We start from the raw sequence: 22,406 nt of genomic DNA on the forward strand, positions 1-22,406 counted from the left end.
ATTTTGAAAGGTGGTCTATAACTTGACCGTGTCCTCCAAAAAATTTCTGGCTTCGTTCGTCTTGAGCGCCAGCCTAGTTACTGGTCTTCTTACACCTGCCATCCCGCTGGCGACTACTGTCAGCGCCGCTCCTGATACGTCCGTCAGCAACAAAATCGGTTACTCGACCGATGTCATCTACCAGATTGCCACCGACCGCTTCGTAGACGGCAATCCGGCGAACAATCCGACAGGAGCGGCTTATTCTCCCGGCTGTACAAGCCTTAAGCTCTACTGCGGTGGCGACTGGCAGGGAATTATGAACAAGATTAACGACAATTACTTTACAGACCTTGGCATCACTGCACTGTGGATCTCGCAGCCGGTCGAGAACATTTATGCCGTTATTAATTATGCCGGCGTCAACAGTACCTCCTACCACGGCTACTGGGCACGTGATTTCAAGAAGACCAACCCTGCCTTCGGCAGCATGACGGACTTCCAAAACCTGGTCGACGCAGCTCATGCCAAAGGCATCAAGATTATTATCGACTTCGCGCCTAATCACACGTCCCCCGCTGATGATAAACAGCCAAGCTTCGCAGAGAATGGCCGCTTGTATGATAACGGCAGCCTGCTGGGCGGCTATACGAATGATACGGCAGGCCTCTTCCTCCACAATGGCGGTACCGATTTCTCCACTCTGGAGGACGGCATCTACCGCAACCTGTTTGACCTTGCCGACATAAACCATAACAACAACACCATTGACACCTATTTCAAGGATGCCATCAAGCTGTGGCTGGATATGGGCATTGACGGCATCCGCGTAGACGCAGTCAAGCATATGCCTTTCGGCTGGCAGAAGAGCTGGATGTCCTACATCTACAACTACAAGCCGGTCTTCACCTTCGGAGAGTGGTACCTTGGCGCAGGAGAGAATGATCCAAACAATGTTGCTTTCGCCAACGAATCCGGCATGAGCCTGCTTGATTTCCGTTTCGGTCAGAAGGTGCGGCAGGTATTCAGAGACAATACTGACAATATGTATGGCCTGGATGCCATGTTAGCCAGCACGGCCGCTGACTACACACAGGTTAATGATCAGGTGACATTCATCGACAACCATGATATGGACCGTTTCAGCCTAGGCAGCAACAACCGCCGTTTGGAGCAGGCACTGGCTTTCACCCTGACATCCCGTGGCGTACCGGCGATCTATTACGGCACTGAGCAGTATCTGGCCGGCAATGGCGATCCGGGCAACCGAGCCATGATGAATTCGTTCTCGAGATCGACAACGGCGTTTAATGTGATCAAGAAACTAGCGACGCTGCGCAAATCGAATCCGGCCATTGCTTACGGAACGACAGAGCAGCGCTGGATTAACAATGATACTTACGTGTATGAGCGCAAATTCGGCAGCAGTGTTGCTCTGGTAGCCATTAACCGCAGTGCCACCGCTGCCGCTTCCATCTCCGGGCTGACAACATCGCTTCCTGGCGGCACCTATACCGATGTTCTGGGCGGTACACTGAACGGCAGCGATATTACGGTAGGCAGCAGCGGCAGTGTATCGGCATTCAACCTCCCGGCAGGTGGCGTAGGCGTGTGGCAGTACACAGCGAACCAGACGACCCCGGTAATCGGCAATGTTGGTCCGGATCTCGGTAAAGCCGGTAGCACGGTTACGATTGACGGACGCGGCTTCGGTGCAACCAAGGGTACTGTGTATTTCGGCACCACGGCTGTGACCGGCAGCAATATTGTAGCTTGGGAAGATACACAGATTAAGGCGATCGTTCCAGCTATCGCGGCTGGCAAGTACGCTGTTAAAGTACGGAACGCTGCCTCAGCTGACAGCAACAGCTACAATAACTTCAATATTCTGACCAACAGCCAGGTCACTGTCCGCTTCATCGTGAACAATGCGACCACGAACCTTGGCGAGAATCTTTACCTTGTTGGGAATGTCGCTGAGCTGGGCAACTGGGAAGCTGCCAAGGCAGTCGGTCCGTTGTTCAACCAAGTGGTGACCAAGTACCCAACCTGGTATTATGATGTCAGCGTCCCGGCAGGCACGCCTCTTCAGTTCAAATTCATCAAGAAAAACGGCAAGGCCGTCGTCTGGGAAGGCGGCGACAATCACACCTTCACTTCACCGGCGAACGGTGTCGCCACTGTTAATGTGAACTGGCAGCCTTAGGCTCTGCAGATGATAAGATTCAGATCCTATAGACTATTCTCAAGCTAACGGATATGAAGCACATGCCGCTTGGATACTTTTATGTATCGAGGCGGCATTATTATTTAATTTAAGTGAACCGATCGTTACGCTTGTCAATTGCTGCACAGTTTGGTGGAGGGGCTGCATATGGTGACGGAGGGACGAAATAAGAGATATCATACATACCAGCTTCATGCAGGCAGGTCTTTACGGAACTGAGAAGCGCTATCCATTGAATTAGAGTCATTTTTAAATGGTAACGGAACTCAGAGGCTTTAATTTCCCTTTATCATTAAAGATCCCCTTGAAATGGACTGAATAGCAGCGCTGAGTTCCGTTACCCGCTGAGGCGACCCGTATGCACTGAGATAAGGTCGCTGAGTTCTGTTAGATTATCTCAATGCCCATTTTAAGCAAACAGGATTTATTTAAGAATATTGTTCTCCCTACACTTAGCCTAGCAAAACACAACAATAGAGTCATCACCGATGACCCCAAAAATTTATACTTTCCTATATGTCAAAAAAAGTCCTATGCGCATCGCATAGGACTGGTTAGTTATGTATGGTGCGGTAGAGAGGACTCGAACCTCCACGGGCATACGCCCACTACCCCCTCAAGATAGCGTGTCTGCCATTCCACCACTACCGCACGTATAATATTCGCTTACTATTAACATATGCCGCTGTTTCTGAGGAGTGAAACAGTGGTGAGCCATGAAGGACTCGAACCTTCGACACCCTGATTAAAAGTCAGGTGCTCTACCAACTGAGCTAATGGCTCTTGCTTAATAATAAGGTGGTGACCCGTAGGGGATTCGAACCCCTGTTACCTCCGTGAAAGGGAGGTGTCTTAACCCCTTGACCAACGGGCCACAAGTCTTGCTTAACTCAAGCAGTTTAGCGTGACAACAGAAACTATTGTACCAGATCCGTTTAATGATTGCAATAACTTTTTTTCTGATGTCCGCCCATCCTGTCGTTTCCTGTCGAAACCCGGATGAATCAGGCAAATAAAAAAGACCGTTTCAATCGGCCCTTCTCGTGCCTTACTAAACTATGGCGGAGAGAGAGGGATTCGAACCCTCGCACCACTTGCGCAGTCTAACCCCTTAGCAGAGGGTCCCCTTGAGCCACTTGGGTATCTCTCCATGAATGGCTCCCCGAACAGGACTCGAACCTGTGACAACTCGATTAACAGTCGAGTGCTCTACCAACTGAGCTATCAGGGAACGTTAAAAATTTATGTTTCGTCGAAGTGACAAGTAATAATTTATCACGTTTCGTTTTTGGAGTCAAGCCCTTTTAAAATTAATTTCCCGGCACATTTCCCGCATCTGTATTTGCTCGGGTTCATGCGCCTTCTGCGCATATATTCCATGCCGCAGCTGGTGCATTTCAGCATATATTTGTAGGGCGCCGGCTTGCGCTGCAGCCGCTCGGGAAGTGACTTGCAGAAGCGGCTTCCCCCTACCTTGGCGAGCAGCAGCTTGAAATCGGAATCCCTGTGGCGGTATCCTCTGCCGAGCAGATGGAGATGATAATGGCAGAGCTCATGCTTGATAATCTTCTCGGTCTCTTCCGTCCCGTAATTCTCCAGCTGATGCGGACTGATCTCGATGTTATGCGACTTCATGAAATACCGCCCTCCGGTTGCCTTCAGCCGCCGGTTGAAAGTGGCCCGATGGCGAAACGGCATGCCAAAGCTGTCGAGCGATATTTTCTCCACCCATGCCTGCAAGTGCTCGTCCGTCATCATCTTAGATATTCCCTTCTATAAACCAATTCATTCAACGATCTGTTCCTCCTGATGATTATACTGTCGATACTTGAATTTATAAGGGCTCATAAGCTAAACTGTCAAGTAGGTTTCACGTCCGAATTTCATACATAACGAGGGGAGCTCTTAAGCCAATATGCCTACCATGAGATACATCATTATGCAATCGGATTCCGGTCTGTCGTTCGTCGAGATGCCGGCCTCCCATGCTTACCAGCTGAGCGCGCTGAACCTGCGGCTTCACAAGGAGCTGGACAAGCTGACAGCCGCCAATGTGCCCGTCCTGCCTTACGCTGTTGCAGAATGCGCCGAGCTTGAACTGCATAACAAGTCACTTCCGGTAACCGGCGGTCTTGATTACATGAACGAGCTCGAACGGCAGTTTGCAGGTATCAAGGAGCACTCCTACCCGCTTATCTCGCTGCTTACGGAAATACGGGCTCTGCAGGCCCAGCTCGAGCAGTGGTATGAGGAAGAAATGGAGTTTTAACTGACCTCTGAACGGTTAACAATGTGGCATAGAGTGATTTCATGCAAAAAGAACCAGATTTTGCTGATTACTGTAAGCATACATAGTTGGCTAACCGCTTCCGCGCATGCAAGGTTGCACGGGACCTGCACGGCCAATCGCCTACTTCCATATGCTTATAATACATCAAGATACCGGAGGAGGACGATCAATATGCCGCAATGGCTTTGCAATCAATTGATGCGCGCATTTCAAAAGAAGGATCAGCGGCAAATCCGGCTGCTGAACGACTGCTGGTTCTTCTACCGCACCAAGCCGCAGCCGGATGAAGAGCAGCATATTTCCATGCCATAAGAAATGCAGGCAATCTTCCCTATACGAATTCTTGGACACGGCAACGCCCAACAGGCTGCCCGGGTACCGTCATGCGGCGATACCCGGGCAGCCTGTTGGCTTTCTGCTGTATGATTAGAATGTATTCCAGGTCGTTACTTCATCAACCGACAGTCTGCTGGTAGGGCGTCCTGGAGCAGCTGCTTTGCCAACGGCAATCAGCATGACCGGCACATAGGTTTCCGGCACTGCAAACTCCTTCACAAACTGCTCTGCATTATAACCGCCCATTGGTACCGTATCGAGCCCTCTTGCTTTGGCAGCAAGCATCAGCTGCATGGAAATCAGGCCGCCGTCAATCAAGGCTATGCCTCTTGCGGCTTCCTTCGGCAGACCGCCATACATCTGCTCAAGGCGCGGCACGAAGTTGTTCTTCACATCCTCCGGCATATAGCCTGCTTCAACAGCGCGGCTGTAAATCTTATCGGCATTCTTATAAGCTTCAACATCTCCCAGCACGGCAATAACCGCAGCCGCATCTACTACCTGCTGCTGGTTGTGGGCGATCGGCAGAAGCTTCTCCTTCAAGTCCTGCTGTTCGATGACCAGAAAACGCCACGGCTGAAGGTTCGATGAGGATGGTGCCAGAATGGCATCATCCAGCAGCTCCCTAATTTCCTCACGTGTCATGCGGTAGGAAGGATCATAGCTGCGAACTGAACGGCGCTCCCGGATAACCTCCGAAAATGCTTCAACCTGCTTCAATTGTTCTACGGACATGGTTAACTCCTCCAAATCATTCTTTAATGTGTGATAATTTGCTCAGTTAAATCTAAAAAAATATCGCCTGTCGTTCAGGCTGCTGTCTTTATAACTGTAATATTCTATGCACAGTATAAGGCGGGCAGACCAATTTTGTCAAACTCTCTTATGCCGCTCTTCCGCCCAAATCTCTCTTGCCGGCAGTGCTGGACAGCCAGCCGTCATCGTCTATTCCATCTTAGCTGCCAAATCTGCGATCGTGTAATTGCCGAGCACTTCCAGTACCTTACGGTCCAGCTCATCCTTGATATCGTTAAAGGCAGATTCCAGCTTCTCGCCTAAGGGATGATCGCCTGCCGTTAAACGCATGCCGCTGCATACCGCCTCTTCCATCTCGAGCGCCCTGTATACCTCAGCCAGCGTCAGGTCTTCGGCGCGTTTCTTCAGCTTGTATCCGCCATCCCTGCCTTCTCTTGTCTCCAGGATGTTCTCCTTGGCAAGCTTAGCCATAATCTTGCGCAGCAGAGTCGCCTCGGATTGCAGCCTGCGGGCAATATCACAGCTTGGGCTTATCCCTTCCTGCCTGGACAAGACGACCAGCGCTTGCAGCGAAAGCCCGAACCATTTTTGACTGGGAGACGGGTTGGCACATCTGTCTGTCCTCATCTACTCTCCCTCCTCTGTCATCCTGTAGGCTGAACCTTTATCACAAAATTGTACCGTGAAACGTACATGGCTATCAAGAGGAAAGGTGGACTTTTCCAGACAAGCCTCACAGCCCATCTTCCTCTTAAACAGCCTGCCGGTTAATCGGGCTTGCGCATGGTAAGGCTGACACGCCCCCGCTTCAAATCCACGCTCATAACCCAGACGGTGACGTTATCGCCTACAGATACAACGTCCATCGGATGCTTGACGAAACGGTCACTCAGCTGGGAAATATGGACGAGCCCGTCATTCTTGACCCCGATATCCACGAAGGCACCGAAATCAATCACGTTGCGGACCGTTCCTTGCAGCTCCATACCCGGCTTCAAATCCTCCAGCTTGAGAACGTCCGTATGGAAAATCGGCGGCGGCAGCTCCTCACGAGGATCCCGCCCCGGACGGCGCAGGCTGTCCAGTATATCGCGCAGTGTCGGTACCCCTACGCCAAGCTGAGGCGCCACTGCCTCCGGGTCCACCTGCTCCAGCCGGCTGTTAAGCTCGGCTGTCCCAAGCATCGCCAGCTCCAAGCGCAGCTCCTTGAACAGCTTGTCGACCACCGTATAGGACTCGGGGTGAATCGGCGTCCGGTCAAGCGGGTTGCGTCCGCCGCTGATCCGGAGGAAGCCGATGCACTGCTCGAACGACTTCGCACCAAGACGAGGAACCTTCTGCAGCTGCTTCCGGTCGGTGAATTTACCGTTCTCCTCGCGGAACTTCACAATATTGCGAGCTATTGTTGCATTCACGCCCGCTACATAAGAGAGCAGCGAAGGCGATGCTGTATTCACATCTACGCCGACATGGTTAACCGCCGATTCGACCACGCCGCCCAGACTTTCTTCCAGCCGCTTCTGGCTGACGTCATGCTGGTACTGCCCCACACCAATCGCCTTTGGCTCAATCTTCACCAGCTCGGCGAGCGGGTCCTGAAGGCGCCGTGCAATCGATACCGCACTCCGCTCCGCTACATCCAGCGAAGGGAATTCTTCGGCTGCGAGCTTGGACGCAGAATAGACACTCGCCCCTGCCTCGCTGACAATTATATATTTGAGCGCATCGTTTCCCGCTTTGCCAGCCTTCGATCTGCCCGCGATCAGGTCGGCAATGAACTGCTCGGTCTCACGGGAAGCCGTTCCGTTGCCGATAACAATCAGCTGCACGTTGTACTTGTCAATCAGCCCGTTGATAATCCGGCCTGCTTCCTCCACCTTGTTATGCGGAGCAGTCGGGTACGTAACGGCTACTTCCAGCAGCTTGCCGGTATCATCCACGACCGCAAGCTTGCAGCCGGTCCGGAAGGCAGGGTCCACGCCCAGCACCACCTGCCCCTTCACCGGAGGCTGAAGCAGAAGGTTGCGCAGATTAGCGGAGAAGATCGTTATCGCATGCTCCTCCGCCTTATCGGTAAGCTCCCCGCGCACCTCACGTTCAATGGAAGGCGCAATCAGCCGCTTGTACGCATCTTCAATGACGGTCAGCATCACAGACCGTGACGGGGTCGGCTGGCTGCCCCGGAGCACCTGGCGGCCGATATACTCATGGATTCTGTCGGCGGGAACCTCAAGCGTTACACGAAGCACATCCTCCCTCTCCGCCCGGTTGATAGCCAGAATACGATGCGGAGGCAGCTTGCGCACAGGCTCCTGGTAGCTGTAATACATCTCGTACACGGACTCCTGCTCAGGATTCTTCACATTGGTATGAAGCAGTCCCTGATCATGCGTGAAACGGCGCACCCATGCGCGAATCTTCGGATCATCGGCTATATTCTCGGCAATGATATCCATTGCTCCCTGCAGCGCTTCCTCTGCTGTGGCAACGCCCTTGGCCTCGTTCACATAACGAGCCGCCTCTTGAAGCGGGTCCCCCTGCTTCGGCTGGGCAGTGATCCACTGTGCCAGCGGCTCAAGCCCCTTCTCCTTCGCAACGCTTGCGCGTGTCTTGCGCTTCTGCCGGTAGGGCCGGTACAGATCCTCAACCTCCTGGAGCTTCGCGGCCTGGATAATTGCCCCGCTGAGCTCATCCGTAAGCTTGCCCTGCTCATCAATGAGCCGGATGACTTCGCGCTTGCGATCCTCCAGATTGCGCAGGTACTGCAGGCGTTCTTCAATGGCCCGCAGGTCGTTCTCATCCAGCTCGCCTGTCATCTCCTTGCGGTAACGGGCAATGAACGGAATTGTATTGCCTTCATCCAGCAGGCCGACAGCCGCCTTCACCTTCGATGCCGGGATGCCAAGCTCGCTGCTTACCTGCTTCTCGATCCGCTGGCGTTCTTCCGCCTGCTGGGCTGCAGTAAGCCCTCCCTTGCCCGTACCGGCCTGTTCCTCTGCCTGTGTGGCCGCTTTCGGTTCCGTCACGTACATGCACCATCCTCAATCATCTAATAAAAAAGAAACGGCCAAGCATGTCAGCCGTATCAAGCTTTTTACACATTATATAACTGCTTATAGCCGTCAGCGCTGCAGCGGCCGCACATACGGATTGTTTGCCATCTCAAAGCCGATCGTTGTCTTCGGTCCATGACCCGGATAAACCCGGACGTCGAAGTCCAGCGTGTAGAGCCTGTTCTGAATAGAATGGAACAAGTCCGCCTCCCGTCCGCCGGGCAGGTCTGTCCGTCCCACCGACTGGCGGAACAGCACATCACCGGAGAACAGGTCGCTGCCGCACAGGAAGCTGACGCTTCCCGGCGAATGGCCCGGCGTATGCATCACCTTGAAGGAATGTCCGATCAGCTCGATAACCTGGCCGTCCGCCAGGGAATATTCCGCCGGCTCCGCTGTCAGAGGCACCGTGACATCCGGCCATCTGGCCGAACCGTTCTTGCGCGGATCTGTCAGCCAGTCAGCTTCCAGATCATGGAGGTATACTGGGCAGGCTGCTGCCTGGCGGACCTCCTCGACCCCGCCCATATGGTCAAAATGCGCATGCGTCAAAAGAATTGCTTCGATCTTCAGCTCTCTCGACTCGATATAGCGCAGCAGCGATCCGGGGTTCATCCCCGGGTCAATGACCAGCGCACGGCCGGAAGCGTCATCTTTAAGCAGGTAGGCGTTCGTCTGCAAGGGGCCCAGCGTAAAGGTTTCAATATGAAGTTTCATGGCCTTATAACCGGGCGATCAGGTCACGCAGCTCTTGAATGATAACCGCCTGGTAGCCGGTGCCTTCCCCGTACCTCCGTCCCATTTCCTCGCGGGCTGCCGCAAGCTTGTCCTGGTAATCCGCCGCCTCACGGTCAGGGTTCGCCTGCTTGAACGCTGTCATGACTTCCTGAACATGGCGCGGGCGAGGCCCCCATTGTCCCAGAACGGCACCGCCGGTATCGGCAAAAATCACGATCGGCACCGCTTCACCGCCCATGGTCAGGAACTGCTGCATCGTATCGGGATGCTCTTCCTTGATCAGCACCTCCGTCGGAATGCCGCTGATCTCGAGCGCTCTGAATACAACCGGAATATTCTTCACGACATCGCCGCACCAATCCGCCATCAAGATCAGACAGCGCAGGTCGTCCCGGTTGTTCAGCGATTCGAAAAATTCCTTGTCATCCTCATTCGGCCACTCAAACTCGTTATAGAGTGAATGGAAGGTATCCTTGTTCTTCATCATATCATCCATGAACCGCTGCGGGCTGATACCCTTATTCAGCTTGTCCGCTATCATTTTTGCCACGAATCATCCCTGCTTTCTATTATCGAATGCAATTGCTACCCATATTGTAGCAAAGATAAGGCAGGCCCTCAAACCGTCCGAAACGGCGGGCGGTTGACCGTGCCGGCATGGTTTGGCGATCCTGCCCGAAGCTATAGAAGATATATAAACGATTATAAAGACCGGCTGCGCCCTTCTACCTGCTTCCAGATAAAATAGACGATCAGCGTGCCAAGACCGAGCAGTACAGCCGGCTGGATGTATGGAGCGGCCTTTTCATGAATGGTTTCCCACTCCGCGCCAAGCTTCATGCCAAGATAGACGAACAGGATTGTCCATGGAATGGAGGCCAGCAGTGTCAGCAGGGTAAACAGCCACAGGTTCATTCTCGTGATCCCGGCTGGAATGGAGATTACCTGCCGCATGACCGGCACGAATCTGGCGGTAAAGACGATGCCCGCGCCATATTTCTGAAACCACTGCTCGGCAATATCCATGTGCTTCGGCTTGATCTTGATATATTTGCCGAACCGGTCAAGGAACGGCCTACCGCCGAACCGGCCAATGCCATACAGAATCCACTGCTGCAGCACGGCCCCTAGCGTTCCGATGACAACCGCCCCCATGAATGTAAGCTCCTGCCGGGAAACAAGGAAGCCGCCATAGCCCAGCACAATCTCACTTGGAATGACTTCCACGGCCAGCCCAATGAGAATGCCCAAATAACCAAGGCTCTGTATCCACTGCAGCAGCAGCCCGATCAAATCTGACAGCCAATCCATGACTCTCATACCCCCGATTCAATTCATTGTTCAATAAAAAGGACCCGCCCTCCCGCCGTTAACATCAGGCCGCAGGCATATGACGGGAGGCCTCCGCATAAATTGCTGTAGATGGCTCTGTCCAAGCCTGCTGTAGATTCTATGAAACCGAGGTGTTGTTCATGTCCAAAATATTGGTTGTCAGCCGCAAACAAATCCGTCTGGCCGCCGTGCTCGCGATCGCCGTTGTGCTTGCCGCCGCTTACCTGCGCTGGGACCAGTCGGAAGCCGCCAACTCTGTCCCGGCTGGCGAAAAGGTATTCCATCTGGTAACAGAAGAGGTCAAGAGTACAGACCCGCACGGCAAGGAAGTCGATGTTTACCGCTGGGATCCCGGAACACTGGTTGTTCATCAAGGCGAGCAGGTCAGGCTGGAAATAACCGGCCTTAAAGGCGAGAGTCATCCGTTCATCATCGAAGGGCTGGGCATTCGCGGCGAGGTGCTGAAGGGACAAACGACGACCGTTACGTTCACTGCCGACAAGAAGGGCTCTTACCCCATTCTATGCCTCACGCATACCAGCGAGCATCAGAGCAGTCCGATGGTAGCCTATTTGACCGTTATCTAAACTGTGCCCTCCCTCTGCCCTGGCGCATACATATGGGGTAGAGGAGGGCTGACGAACATGAACAATCCGCAAGGCAAGCATAACGCCGGTTATCCGACGGCCCGTAAAATCCGCCGGACATGCAGCATGGAGCTGTACCGCACCGCCAAAAGGCTCAAAATCTGGATCGCGCCGGATAAGCTGGAGGCTGCAGAGAAGCTGTACTATAAGAAGGTGATTGGAAATCTCATCTGGATCTCCGAACGCCAGAGCAACCGCAAGGAGCTGGCTGACTGGTGGGCGGAGCAGGTGTGCCCTGAGATTGCCGAGCTCTGGGAAGTGGATGCCGCCAGGCTGGAGCAGGCCTTCCGGGCTTCCTTCGGCGGCTGAGACAGGGCCTGTTCTGTGAGCTGGAATGGTTAGGCTGGACACCATACCAAAAAAAGCTGTACTTGTTCCCGCCTGCTGGGGCGGAACGAGTACAGCTTGTTGAGCATATAATGTCTGCTGCGCATTCAGAAAACGGTTAGCCGATTATCGCATAAGTCTGAACGCCAGCCGGGATCGTGCGCTGGCGGTACTGAACGCCGTTCTCATCAATAACACGGATTGTATAAGGCACGTCCGTCAAGGTCGGTACACGGCTGAAGCGAACGACGCCGAAACGGTCAAAGGCCGCAGTCTGGACAATCCGGCTGCCTTGGTACAGACGGGCAAAGAAGCCGGTTGTGTCAAACGGCACCCCGTTCTGCTGCACCCAGGAAACAGTAAGACGTCTGAATGTCGGCCCTATAACGGGGACTACTGTGCTTGCTACGGCTCTGCGTCTGACCACCCTGCCGCCTTTGCTTGTTAACCGTTTTGGTTTAACACGTTTCACTGCCACTGCTGTCACACTCCTCTCGTTATCTCTTCCAGATTATGCATCTGCGAAAAGAAGAGACACGGACAGGAGTACCCCGGCCGTTCGACCAGATTGCAGGGCAGGCCAAGACCTGGGACAAGCAGATGCCGATAATACGTTACTTGCGGTTGGCTCCGGGCTCGGAAGCTTCGCCTGCCGGCAGCCGGTGAAGCAGCTGCCGGCAGCGGCGGGCCGCTTCAGACGCTTCCTCTGTCATCGCAAAATCACGGTCGTTCACCCGTGACCGCGATTCCCGAAGCTGCCGGACGAGCGCCTCGTAGCCGGCATAGCTGCGCAGCGCCGCCTCAGCCGTGCGGCGTGCGCTGTCCCAGCGGCCGGCGGCCTGCAGCCTGTCCGCCAAGCCCGCCAGCAGCGCGACCGCCTCCGTCTGCTTCGCCTTGTCGAAGCGGTCGCGCTGCAGCGCAAGCCGCATATAAGCGGCGGCTTGCGCTGCTTCTCCGAGCTCGGCGTGTGTGCGGCCGAGCTCCCACAGCAGCGGAGCAGACTGCGGCTCATAGCGCAGTCCGCCCGCCAGCAGCGCCGCTCGCTCGCCCGCAGGGGCGAGCGGCGCCAGCTCCAGGCGAATCCGCGTCCACGCGGGATTCGCCGCAAGCGCAGCGCGCAGCGCATCAGCGCGCGCTGCGCCCTCAGCCGCGGCGGCGGCGTCTCGCGCCGCGCGGGCTGTGTCCAGCCGCCAGGCCGTTATGGCGGCGGCTGCAAGCGTGGCGGCGATGCACAGCGCCGCCACGCTCCAGGCAGGGCGGGCGCGCAGCCGCCCTGTTGCAGCTGCGCTGCCCCGCCGGCGTACGGAAGCCGCCGGCGGCACGGCATGCGCAGCCTGCACACCGGCTCGCGCTGCGCCCGTTTCTGCCGGGACAGCTGTGCCCAGGCAGAGCCCCATTGTGAGCAGCAGGAGCCAGTAGAAGCCGTAGGACATATCAAAATCGACTGCCGCATGAAGCACCAGCACCAGCAGCGGTGCAAGCCCCTGGCGGTTATGCCGCCAGACGGGCAGCAGAAGCATCACGATATATGCAGCCACCGCCAGAAGTCCGGCAGCGCCGATATCAAGCAGCAGACTGATATAGCCGCTGTGCACCTCTGCTCCAACATAGGGAAAGTCCTGGTGGGCTTGAAACAGCGCCTGCCAGGCATCTCCGCCGTATCCCAGCCAAGGCGCACCCTGAGCGAGCTCCAGGCCATCCCTGTACAGCATCCCCCTTGCGCTTGCCGTGGCGCCATGTCCCTCCAGCCTGCCGGTCAAGCTTTCCGGCAGCAGCAACCAGGCAGCGGCGCCCAGGACGCCGCTGCCGAGGAGCGTCGTCCATACCGGTGGACGTCTCTCGCTCGACAAACTGCCCCGCTGCCTGTTCAGTATGGAAGCAAGCAGCAAGCAGCCACCGCAGAATAACACTGTCAGGCAGAACAGCAGCAGCAAGTCAGACAATATATCTCCCGTCAGGATCAACCCGCCCTGGAATTCCCCCGTCTCGCCGCTTGCCTTCGTATGGCGCACGGCTGCAGGAACCAGCAGACGTGCGCCGGCAGCCCCGCCCAGTGCCGTCCAGCCTGAATACATCAGCCACTGAAGCCGCCTCCCTTTCCCCGCCCATACTAGTCCTGCCAGCCAGCAGAGCAGGACTGCAATCCACGCCCCTCTTGACTCGGTTAGGAGCAGCACCATGACCAGCCAGACGGCAAGCGTTCCGGGCAGTATAGTCTCCCGCGCGCTTCCTGACGACGCCAGCAGGAGCAGCTGGATAAGCAGCAGCGATCCCGCGACTGCCCCCAACATGTTAGGATATTCGAAGAAGCCGGCAAGCCTTGCTCCAAGTGCCGACATCTCTGCGTTGTCACTGAGCAGCACCATTCCAGGGTAATGAACAAGCCCGATCCAGCCGGCTAGCGAGCCAGCTGCTATCCAGGCTGCTGTCCCCTGCAGCACAGCCAGCAGCGACTGATTCCGCGACTCGGGTTGTACAGCAAGCAGGAGCATCGCGAATGCCCCCAAGCTGCACCAGCGGACTAGCCCGTGAATGGAGCCGAGCACCGAGACAGACCCTGCGGCAAGCGAAATTCCGTACAGCCCCGCCGCCATCAGCGGAAGCACGACTAGCAGCCAGCTTATGTGCGCATCTGTCAGCCCCGTGGTGTGCTGGCCAGTTCTTAACCCGGGCAGCATTCGGTCCGGCAGACATCTAGTAAGACGGGGGAGGCCCAGCAGCAGAGAAGCCACAATAACAGCAAGCTCCCAGCGATAGTAAGCCGTATCGAAATACATCCCGCTTCTCCAGGCGGCTGTAATCAGCACAATGGCGGCCAGAACCGCCGGCACAATCTCCTGCAGCGGGCTTGCCTTCCGTTCAGCGATTGCTCCGGGCAGGCGGCTATCCTGCCGCTCATCTGCCGACTCTGTTGGATTGGCATGTATCCTGCGCTGCTGCAGACCGTCCGTCATCTTCAGCTTCCTCCCTTCCTTCTTGCCCGGCTTTGTCACCTGCCCCTTATTCATCGCCTAACCGCTATCACGATCATCAGTCATTTAATTTTTCCATCTTTACCAGATCTCTTACTATTTTACCCCCATTGCCCGGACATAACAAAGGAGACCGCTGCCTGGTCTTATTGACCTGCAATCAGTCTCCCATTGAAGCATGCTGCCTCTGCTCCCGCTCGCAGCAGCCGCTCTTCTATCTTCCGTTCGCTTCAGCTCCCATTACAGGGTTAGCTGACTCATCTTCTAAAGCTCCTTCACGATCATCATCTGCAGATCGTCCTTCAAGTCAATCTCATACGGCGACGCGGCCGGCGTTCCATCCGCTTCACGGAGAATCCGCACGGTCGGACGATGAACGGCCAGCGGATTGTTGGCCGATACAACCCCAACCTGTCCGGTGTTGAGCAGCACCGTCGTTGCCACCGGATAAATGGAGATATGACGGCAGAACAACCGGATCAACTCCAGATTAAAATACGAATTGCCCGCAGCAAACAAATATTCGATCGCTTCCGAAGGTGTGTACCGGTTCCGGTACGTCCTCGGCGAGGTCAGGGCATCATAGACATCGGCTATGGCAACAATCTGTGCATATTCGTGGATTTCTTCCCCTTTCAGCCCTCTTGGGTATCCCGTCCCGTCGTAGCGCTCATGGTGCTGCAGAGCACAGTGGGCAGACAGAAGCGAGATATCATGATGGGTACGGAGCATATCGAACCCGTCCACTGTATGCCGCTCCACAACAGCCCGCTCTTCGAGCGTCAGCGGCGTGTTCTTCGACAAGAGCTCCTGCGGCACCTTCGTCATGCCGATATCAAACAGGAGAGCGCCAATTCCCAGCTCTTCAATCTGATTGCGGTTATAACCCTTGGCTATTCCCATAATGCCCGCCAGGATCGCCACATTGACCGAATGATTGAACAGGTATGCATCCGTTACGTGAATGCTCGTCAAGTTAATCATGACGTCCTTTCGGCTGAGCAGGTCCTGAATAATCTGGCCAAACACATTACGGAACGTGCGGCCCATCTCGGGTGCGACCGCTCTTCCCCGCGTCGTCGGCTGCTCCATCAGGGTGTTCACTGTCTTATATATGGAATCAACCGCATTCTTTCTCGTTTCATCGCGGATGACTTCCTCAGGTATGATATCCTCGGTATGCTTGTCTTCAATATATACAATATCAATGCCCATCGTCTCAAGCCGCTGTATGAATCTGCTGCTGAGCTCGACACCGCTGCCAAGAAGCACGTTGCCGTTTTCTCTCAAAATGGGTCTTGCCAGCTTATCGCCAGGCGAGACTGCACTAATATGAACTCTTCTCATGTATTCCCCGCCTTTGCTGTCTTGAAAGCCGCAAGTTATGCTTGTCGTATGAGCTGCGCCTCATGCATCAGCCCGTCCCGTTCCCGCTTGCATCGATACATACGTCCGTCGGCTGCTGCTATTAGTTCATGGAGCGACTCCCCGTCCTCAGGAAATACCGACGTGCCAATGGCTGCCGTTACCTTGAAGCCAGACTGGAGGGACAGCTTGTGCAAGCTTTCCTCGATGCCACGGTGCAGAGTCGCTGCCGGACTGCCGCTCCCGTAGGGACAAACCACAATGAATTCGTCTCCGCCCCAGCGAGCTACGATCTCGCCCTTGGCTGCAATGCCTGCCAGCACCTCTGACACCCTGCACAGCAGCTGATCGCCCGCAGCGTGGCCATATGTATCATTAATAGTCTTGAAGCCGTTCAAATCGATGACAGATACCGATATACGTTTACGCTTATCAGCTGCCTGCCGGAGGAGAACTGGTACCGTTCGGATAATGAATCTCCTGTTGAAGACCCCTGTTAATTCATCCAAGCAAGACTGCCGTTCCAGTCTATCATATCGTAAACCAAGATACCAACCTGCAGGAACGGATACGGACAGAAGCACGGCGGCAGCCATCAGCCCCTTGGGAGCCGTATCAAATCGATCATCCATCCAGAGGATCAGAGCAGGCGCAACGAGACTGCTGGCCAGCGCATAGAGTATTCCGGCAATCCTTCCTTTCTTGTCCATAGATGCACTCCCAACCGCTTGTTATGAGGCAGGCTCCACCGAAACAATCCGGTTGCGGCCCCTCTTCTTGGCCTCGTACAAAGCCATATCCACTTTATGGAACATTTCCTTCAAATACTGTTTCGGATCTTCTATACGGACAGGCTGCTCATGATGCGCAGCCAGCACGCCCATACTGATCGTGATGGTTACAGGCTCACTCCCCGGTCCGGTATGAATCAGGTTGGACGCCACAGCGGCCTTCACGCGCTCGGCCAGCATAACCGCCTGCTCCATCGTTGTGTGCGGCAGGTAAACCGTAAATTCCTCACCACCGTATCTGGCTAAGATATCGGTTCGCCGGAGTGATTTTTTTACAGCCTCTGCCGTACTCTTGATCACTTCATCTCCTACAAGATGTCCATAAGTGTCGTTAATGGATTTAAACAGATCGATATCAAACAAGAAGATGGCAAAGGGAATCCGGTAACGGGCATTGGCAATCATCTCATGCTCCAGCTGCTGCATCAGATACCGGCGGTTGTAGCAGCCCGTCAGCCCGTCCGTGACCGCCAGATGCTCCAGCTTCTGGTTAGCTGCAAACAGCTCCTGCTGGATAACAGTGAGCTCGTTGTTGCGTTCCACCAGTACCTTGTTCTGCTCGGCAGATGCCATCATAAGCTCCCTGTATTCCGTAACATCCTGGAATGTAAGCACCCGCCCAATCACCATCCACCGGTCCAGAACCGGCTCGCAGCGCATGGAGAAGTAACGCAGTCCCTCCGCAGACCGGCAGGCAATTTCCTGCTGAACAGGGTGCAAAGAGGCGGAACGGATATTGGCAAGGAAGAGCTCCGCCGTACTTACATCCTCTTGTGAGGCAAGGATACTCTCGACCTTGAACCGGTCTCCCGTGCGGATGTGAAAATAGCGCCGGAGCGCCTTGTTGGCTTCCAATACAATCTCATGCTCATCCAGAACCGCTACTCCCATAGACATGCTGTCCAGCACGTTTAGCTGAGCAATCCGGACCAGATCAAATATTCGGTACTTATGTATGGCGATAACCAGATAGACAGCCGCAGCCGTCATACCCACCGAGGTTAGACCCGGAACAAGCGGGTAATTCTCGACCAAGATAACATTGAACATTAAATCGGCCACTGCGAACAGCGAGAAGACCAGCATGCCGCTAAGCGCCATACGAATCTGCTTCCTATGCGCAGGAGCGGCTTTAGCCCGCAGTGTACTGACCATCAGCTTCAGGGAGACAGCGCCATATACGAGCAGCATGCCGACCAGCAGCCAGAACAGCGGTCCCACGTCATGCTCCACATAATTGCCCTGTCTGGGTGACACGAACAGACCGTCCGGATTAAAGACTGCTGCCAGAACGGTCAGGGAAGTGGCCGTCCCAAGAACTAGCCGCAGCCTGCGGTCCAGCTTGTAGGATTGTCCAGTCAGAAACAGGGCAAACACCAGCCATCCCAAGCCGAGCAGGGAAAGACTGATGTAGGCAAGTTTGATATAGAGCATCTGAAGAACCGGATCGGTCGTTGTTGAAACCCCGAATTTGCACAGCGGCCACAGCATAATCTGCGAGTGAAAGAGCAGATACACCTTGTGGATACGGGTTATGGCACTGCTTACAAAAACGAAGAAGAACAATCCCAGCAGAAGCACAAACAGGCAGAAGTCCAACCACATGATACCGTTCAAATGGTTCACCCGATCTAGTTCGATTATAGTTATTCTATCCTATCTTAGCATAAACAGGATTTAGTAGACAATTGAATATCGGTATAATTTTCCTCCCCATGACCGGTTTGTATATCTATTGACCTAATTCGATGGAGGGAGACGGTCTCCAAGCTCTTTTTCCAGGTAGGGAGAAAGGCTTAACCCATCGCGAAACTGCAGATATTCCTTCCACTTTTCTGTCTGCTGCATGCCAGACCCCGCTTTGGTCGCCCGGATCAATATATTCTTGGGCGTATGCTCCATATCAATGAACTCCAGCAGCTGAACCTTGTAGCCAATGACCTGGAGCAGGTGGCTCCGTACTGCGTCAGTTGCAAGCGAGGCAAAGCGTTCCTTCAGAATGCCGTGATACAGAAGCGGCGACAGCATGCTGTTGTCAACCTGCCCGAACAGTTCATGCTGGCAGCAGGGCACCGAGAGAATGACAGACGCGTCCCAGCGGACTGCCTTCGCAAGAGCGGCATCAGTCGCCGTGTCGCAGGCATGCAGCGTGACGACCATGTCCGCTTGGTCCAGACCGCTGTATTCGGCGATATCCCCATGCAGAAACTGCAGCTTGTCATAGCCAAGCTTAGCCGCCAGATCTGAGCAAAAGGCGATGACATCCTTCTTCAAGTCCAGGCCGATAATGCGGACAGGAAGCTTCTCCTGGATTACGAGCAGATGATACAGGGCAAAGGTTAAATAAGATTTACCGCAGCCAAAATCAACGACAGTCAGTTCCTTGTTCTTCGGCAGGGCATCCAGCACATCCGCAACCATCTCAAGAAACCGGTTGATCTGTCTGAACTTGTCCTGTTTCTGAGCATGAACTCTGCCATCCTTCGTCATGATCCCGAGCTCGACCAGGAACGGCGCCGCTTCTCCTTCGGCAATGATGCGGTTCTTCTCCCTGTTATGCGACAGGCTCCCTTTACCCGCAGCAGTAGGCGGCTTGCGAAGCATGGTCGCCTTCCCTTTCTTGCTGAACAGCAGCTGCACGTCTGCTTCCTCCGTCTTAATCAGAGCCTGCCGATAGGTATGTTCCATTAAATCCGTGACCCTGACAGCGGCATCCTCCAGCTTCAAGTTCTCATGAATGGCCTTGTTGTCCTTGTGGTGCTCCAGCTGATAGACCGTCTCACCCTTTACGACAACCGGCCTCATCATCACCTTGGATGGCGCACCCGTGCTCTTCACGCGAAGCTGGCTCAGCGTTGCCTGAATAACAGCCGCTTCCTTCATCCAACCCATTATCTGTTCCCGCCAGTTATCCATTAAGGCCCCGCACGCTCCATTTCTCCAGTTGTTCGATTCCTTGTTCGAGCTCATCGCGCGGAAGTCCGCCGGCTGACAGCTCTGCGTCTTCCTTCAGCATAAGCCTTCTATAGAAATTCGAGGCATCACCGGCCTCAAGTTCCCTGTCCTCCAGAAGCTCGTGCATAATATTCTCCGCTTCTGCGTAACGCCCTTCCGCTTCATGCCAGGATGCGAGCAGCTTCTTAACGGCTGCAGGCAGTTCATAAGCCTTGAGCCTGTCCAGCAGCAGTTCCGCCTCCCGGCGCGGCTCCGAGACTACCGGGTCTGCTCCATAGAGCAGCAGCCGGAGATTCAGCGCGAGTGATTTGACATATCGCGCATAACCCTCTGTCTCCTGCCCCTGTTCATCATGGATTTCGCCCAATTGTCTCAGCAGCAGCGCTATGGCCTCAAGCGCAGCGCTATCCACAACGCCGTTGGTCGTGAGCAAATCCGTTATATCCTTATCCGACAGGGCATGAATAAGCCGCGGCTGAAGACGGAGATGCCGTTCAAAGAGGTCATCAATGACTTTCATTGCTTCTAGATGCTCCTTGCGCTGACGCAGGCCCATGACCTGGCCAACGGCTTCACCGACCTGCTCGATCATGCGCATAAAATAATCTCTCTGAAACATCCCGCTGCCTCCTTCGGCCTAATATGACCTGTCAACGGCCGATCGCCCGGCTGATGAATGCATTTAGCTTCGCGGCCAGTTGAACCGGCTGTTCAGCCATGCTCATGTGGCCGCTGCCCTGCAGCAGCACCTGCTCGATATTTGAACCCTCAGCTACGAAGGTCTTCTCTCTGCCGATCACTTGATCCTCATCTCCGGCAAGCAGAAGGACTGGCTTATCCAGCCCGCGCAGCACTTCCGTACGGTCAGGGCGCTCCTTCATGCCTAGCGCGCATGCCGCCGCCGCATGACGGTCTGTACCTTTGCCAATCGCTTTGGCCTGCTCGACACGATCAGCCATCCCAGCCAGATGAGAAGGGGCAAACAGCTTCGGGACCAGGCTCTCTACGAATGCTTCCACACCTTCTGTACGGATCGTCTCTGCTGCTTTATCCCGCTTTTCTCTTCCTTCTGCCGTATCGGGCAGAGGCGTTGAATGAACCAGCCCCAGTGCATGCAGCATATCCGGATGCCGCTCGGCAAAGGCCAATGCCGCATAGCCGCCGAGCGAATGACCGATTATGACGGCCTGCTTCTCTCCAGCTTCAGCCAGCAGACCCGATATATCATCTGCCAGTGCTTCCATCGTATACACCTCTTCCTCCGGCGCTGACGAGGAGCCATGCCCCCGGAAATCCGGTGCAATTACCTTAACCGATGGTTCTAGCAGCGGCAGCACATCCTTCCAGTAAGCGGAGCTGCCGCAATAACCATGCAGAAGAAGGACAACAGGCTCATCAGAGGACTTCTTCTCTCCCTGTATCCAGTATGCTGTCTTACCGCCGGACCAGCTGGCCTCACGGTTGGCAATTGTAATCGGTTCGTTCATTCCGTTCATCCCTTTCCAGTATATTCAGGCGTCCAGGCTTGCCGGATAACAGCCGCCGTCTGTCTGGCCATCTCCATGACAAGGTGCAGGGAGGTGCCCTGCAGGATCCAGTAAGGCTTGATCCCCATCCGGTTCACCACTCCGGCTACACTGTAGTCTCCAATCTCGACGAATGGTCTGCCGACCGCCTCCGCAGGCCGCAGCGGGCCGGCACCAACCACATAAGAGCCGACTGAATCCGGTTTGCCGAGACAAGCGTCTATAGCAATTACCAGCTTGCCCTCCGGCAGGGAATGCCCCGCCGACTGCAGCCTGACAGCATCGCAGGGTTCCTTCAGGGTACCGATAACCGATGGCCATCCATACTCTGTCAAGTAAGTACCTACCAGCGGGCCGTAAGCATCTCCCGTTGAGCGGTCCGTACCGATACAAACCATGCATATTGCCAGCGGATCCGGATGCTCTGCAGCAACGGCACGGAAGAACCCAGCCAATCCGTCTGTATTAACTACTGACCGGACAGACTGGGCACAGCCTTCCGGGTTCTGCGGTTTATGCTTCACGGCTGCAATCCTCTCCCCACACCGCCTTACAGCCAACACTTGGCAGCAGACATCACCTTGTTTAAAGCTTCGTAGCTCTATTGTATCGGATAACACCATCCCTGTTCAATTTTTTGTCACGCGAGTGCATTCATGGTACAATACGCTCGAAAGCAGGGCAGGTATCGGAATAAGGGAAGGGTGATCAGCAATGCCGGATTTGAGCCAGCCATCGCAAGAAAATGTAAAATATATGATCGAAGTTATCAAGAACAAGCTGAGGATGGCTTCGGGGGCGGCCATGCAGGCCTCCAACTTCAGCCTGGACCACTACGAAGACATCAAGGATCTGTACGAGGTTGTAGCCAGCAAAGACAAATTCAGCATCAGCGAGGTTGAAGCGCTTGTATCCGAGCTTGGCAAGCTCCGCTCGAGCAGCCCGTCTTAAGCAGGAGCAGAGCAAGCAAGAGGACAACCAAGAGGAATTGTCTCATTTTCTGCCCACCCTCAGCAGAAAATGACAACGTCCGGCCGGGAACCCCTGTTCCCGGCCGGACGTTTTTGTTTCCTGTGATTCAATGCCGCTTACTTAGACTGACGAGCCTGCAG

The 22,406-nt window shown here is 54.8% G+C and carries 22 protein-coding genes and 5 tRNA genes; 6 read left to right on the forward strand and 21 right to left on the reverse strand.

Annotation, left to right across the window (positions count from 1 at the left end):
* Nucleotides 1-28: 28 nt before the first annotated feature.
* Nucleotides 29-2,185, forward strand: a complete 2,157-nt coding sequence (locus DNH61_RS16960; protein WP_425452270.1) for an alpha-amylase family glycosyl hydrolase — start codon at nt 29-31, stop codon at nt 2,183-2,185.
* Between the two features lie 586 nt (nt 2,186-2,771).
* Here the strand turns inward: DNH61_RS16960 and DNH61_RS16965 are convergent.
* The 6 genes from DNH61_RS16965 to DNH61_RS16990 all read right to left on the reverse strand — a co-directional run bounded on the left by DNH61_RS16965 (nt 2,772) and on the right by DNH61_RS16990 (nt 3,961).
* Nucleotides 2,772-2,857, reverse strand: a tRNA-Leu gene (locus DNH61_RS16965).
* Nucleotides 2,858-2,913: 56 nt separating this feature from the next.
* Nucleotides 2,914-2,989, reverse strand: a tRNA-Lys gene (locus DNH61_RS16970).
* 16 nt (nt 2,990-3,005) lie between these two features.
* Nucleotides 3,006-3,080, reverse strand: a tRNA-Glu gene (locus DNH61_RS16975).
* Nucleotides 3,081-3,265: 185 nt separating this feature from the next.
* A tRNA-Ser gene (locus DNH61_RS16980) sits at nt 3,266-3,356 on the reverse strand.
* A gap of 5 nt (nt 3,357-3,361) precedes the next feature.
* A tRNA-Asn gene (locus DNH61_RS16985) sits at nt 3,362-3,437 on the reverse strand.
* Between the two features lie 44 nt (nt 3,438-3,481).
* Entirely contained in the window at nt 3,482-3,961 is a 480-nt protein-coding gene (locus tag DNH61_RS16990; RefSeq protein WP_111147984.1) for a SprT family protein, read from the reverse strand.
* Nucleotides 3,962-4,121: 160 nt separating this feature from the next.
* On the opposite strand from DNH61_RS16990, the gene DNH61_RS16995 reads away from it, so the two are divergent.
* The gene (locus DNH61_RS16995) at nt 4,122-4,475 is read left to right on the forward strand and encodes a hydrolase/acyltransferase (RefSeq protein WP_111147871.1); all 354 of its coding nucleotides are present in this window, start codon (nt 4,122-4,124) and stop codon (nt 4,473-4,475) included.
* Nucleotides 4,476-4,667: 192 nt separating this feature from the next.
* A complete protein-coding gene (gene cmpA, locus DNH61_RS17000) occupies nt 4,668-4,808 on the forward strand; it encodes a cortex morphogenetic protein CmpA (RefSeq protein ID WP_111147872.1) in 141 nt (46 codons plus the stop codon).
* A gap of 114 nt (nt 4,809-4,922) precedes the next feature.
* On the opposite strand, the gene DNH61_RS17005 is transcribed toward cmpA, so the two are convergent.
* The 6 genes from DNH61_RS17005 to uptA all read right to left on the reverse strand — a co-directional run bounded on the left by DNH61_RS17005 (nt 4,923) and on the right by uptA (nt 10,690).
* Entirely contained in the window at nt 4,923-5,567 is a 645-nt protein-coding gene (locus tag DNH61_RS17005; protein WP_111147873.1) for a nitroreductase family protein, read from the reverse strand.
* A 210-nt stretch (nt 5,568-5,777) separates the two neighbouring features.
* Nucleotides 5,778-6,215, reverse strand: a complete 438-nt coding sequence (locus tag DNH61_RS17010; RefSeq protein ID WP_111147874.1) for an Rrf2 family transcriptional regulator — start codon at nt 6,213-6,215, stop codon at nt 5,778-5,780.
* Between the two features lie 140 nt (nt 6,216-6,355).
* The gene (locus DNH61_RS17015) at nt 6,356-8,614 is read right to left on the reverse strand and encodes a Tex family protein (RefSeq protein ID WP_281272416.1); all 2,259 of its coding nucleotides are present in this window, start codon (nt 8,612-8,614) and stop codon (nt 6,356-6,358) included.
* Nucleotides 8,615-8,710: 96 nt separating this feature from the next.
* Nucleotides 8,711-9,358: an MBL fold metallo-hydrolase gene (locus DNH61_RS17020; RefSeq protein ID WP_111147876.1), complete on the reverse strand. Its 648-nt coding sequence runs from the start codon at nt 9,356-9,358 to the stop codon at nt 8,711-8,713.
* 4 nt (nt 9,359-9,362) lie between these two features.
* Nucleotides 9,363-9,920 (reverse strand): thioredoxin family protein, encoded by a 558-nt coding sequence (locus tag DNH61_RS17025; protein ID WP_181438760.1) that lies wholly within the window; start codon nt 9,918-9,920, stop codon nt 9,363-9,365.
* Between the two features lie 161 nt (nt 9,921-10,081).
* Nucleotides 10,082-10,690 (reverse strand): undecaprenyl phosphate transporter UptA, encoded by a 609-nt coding sequence (uptA, locus tag DNH61_RS17030; RefSeq protein ID WP_111147878.1) that lies wholly within the window; start codon nt 10,688-10,690, stop codon nt 10,082-10,084.
* Nucleotides 10,691-10,851: 161 nt separating this feature from the next.
* Here uptA and DNH61_RS17035 point away from each other — a divergent pair, with 161 nt between their 5' ends.
* Complete coding sequence (locus tag DNH61_RS17035) at nt 10,852-11,298, forward strand: cupredoxin domain-containing protein (protein ID WP_111147879.1); 447 nt, start codon at nt 10,852-10,854, stop codon at nt 11,296-11,298.
* 57 nt (nt 11,299-11,355) lie between these two features.
* Nucleotides 11,356-11,667 (forward strand): dehydrogenase, encoded by a 312-nt coding sequence (locus DNH61_RS17040; RefSeq protein WP_111147880.1) that lies wholly within the window; start codon nt 11,356-11,358, stop codon nt 11,665-11,667.
* A 136-nt stretch (nt 11,668-11,803) separates the two neighbouring features.
* On the opposite strand, the gene DNH61_RS17045 is transcribed toward DNH61_RS17040, so the two are convergent.
* The 9 genes from DNH61_RS17045 to yyaC form a co-directional block, all read right to left on the reverse strand.
* Complete coding sequence (locus tag DNH61_RS17045) at nt 11,804-12,163, reverse strand: hypothetical protein (RefSeq protein WP_111147881.1); 360 nt, start codon at nt 12,161-12,163, stop codon at nt 11,804-11,806.
* 136 nt (nt 12,164-12,299) lie between these two features.
* Nucleotides 12,300-14,693: an O-antigen ligase family protein gene (locus DNH61_RS17050; RefSeq protein WP_111147882.1), complete on the reverse strand. Its 2,394-nt coding sequence runs from the start codon at nt 14,691-14,693 to the stop codon at nt 12,300-12,302.
* Nucleotides 14,694-14,921: 228 nt separating this feature from the next.
* Nucleotides 14,922-16,004 carry an HD-GYP domain-containing protein gene (locus DNH61_RS17055; protein ID WP_111147883.1) on the reverse strand — a complete coding sequence of 361 codons (1,083 nt, stop codon included), beginning with the start codon at nt 16,002-16,004 and terminating at the stop codon, nt 14,922-14,924.
* A gap of 35 nt (nt 16,005-16,039) precedes the next feature.
* A complete protein-coding gene (locus DNH61_RS17060; RefSeq protein ID WP_111147884.1) occupies nt 16,040-16,732 on the reverse strand; it encodes a GGDEF domain-containing protein in 693 nt (230 codons plus the stop codon).
* A gap of 21 nt (nt 16,733-16,753) precedes the next feature.
* On the reverse strand, nt 16,754-18,430 hold the full coding sequence (locus DNH61_RS17065) for a diguanylate cyclase (RefSeq protein WP_245948218.1): 1,677 nt from the start codon (nt 18,428-18,430) through the stop codon (nt 16,754-16,756).
* 123 nt (nt 18,431-18,553) lie between these two features.
* Nucleotides 18,554-19,705 (reverse strand): class I SAM-dependent methyltransferase, encoded by a 1,152-nt coding sequence (locus tag DNH61_RS17070; protein ID WP_245948219.1) that lies wholly within the window; start codon nt 19,703-19,705, stop codon nt 18,554-18,556.
* A 16-nt stretch (nt 19,706-19,721) separates the two neighbouring features.
* Complete coding sequence (locus tag DNH61_RS17075; RefSeq protein ID WP_111147886.1) at nt 19,722-20,387, reverse strand: DUF6483 family protein; 666 nt, start codon at nt 20,385-20,387, stop codon at nt 19,722-19,724.
* 31 nt (nt 20,388-20,418) lie between these two features.
* Nucleotides 20,419-21,255: an alpha/beta fold hydrolase gene (locus DNH61_RS17080; protein WP_111147887.1), complete on the reverse strand. Its 837-nt coding sequence runs from the start codon at nt 21,253-21,255 to the stop codon at nt 20,419-20,421.
* Between the two features lie 5 nt (nt 21,256-21,260).
* A complete protein-coding gene (yyaC, locus tag DNH61_RS17085; RefSeq protein ID WP_245948220.1) occupies nt 21,261-21,818 on the reverse strand; it encodes a spore protease YyaC in 558 nt (185 codons plus the stop codon).
* A gap of 190 nt (nt 21,819-22,008) precedes the next feature.
* Between yyaC and DNH61_RS17090 the strand changes: the two genes are divergently transcribed.
* Nucleotides 22,009-22,245, forward strand: a complete 237-nt coding sequence (locus DNH61_RS17090; protein WP_111147889.1) for a DUF1128 domain-containing protein — start codon at nt 22,009-22,011, stop codon at nt 22,243-22,245.
* Nucleotides 22,246-22,406: the final 161 nt, after the last annotated feature.

Origin of the sequence: Paenibacillus sambharensis, assembly GCF_003233845.1 — a bacterium.
GTDB classification, from domain to species: domain Bacteria; phylum Bacillota; class Bacilli; order Paenibacillales; family Paenibacillaceae; genus Paenibacillus_I; species Paenibacillus_I sambharensis.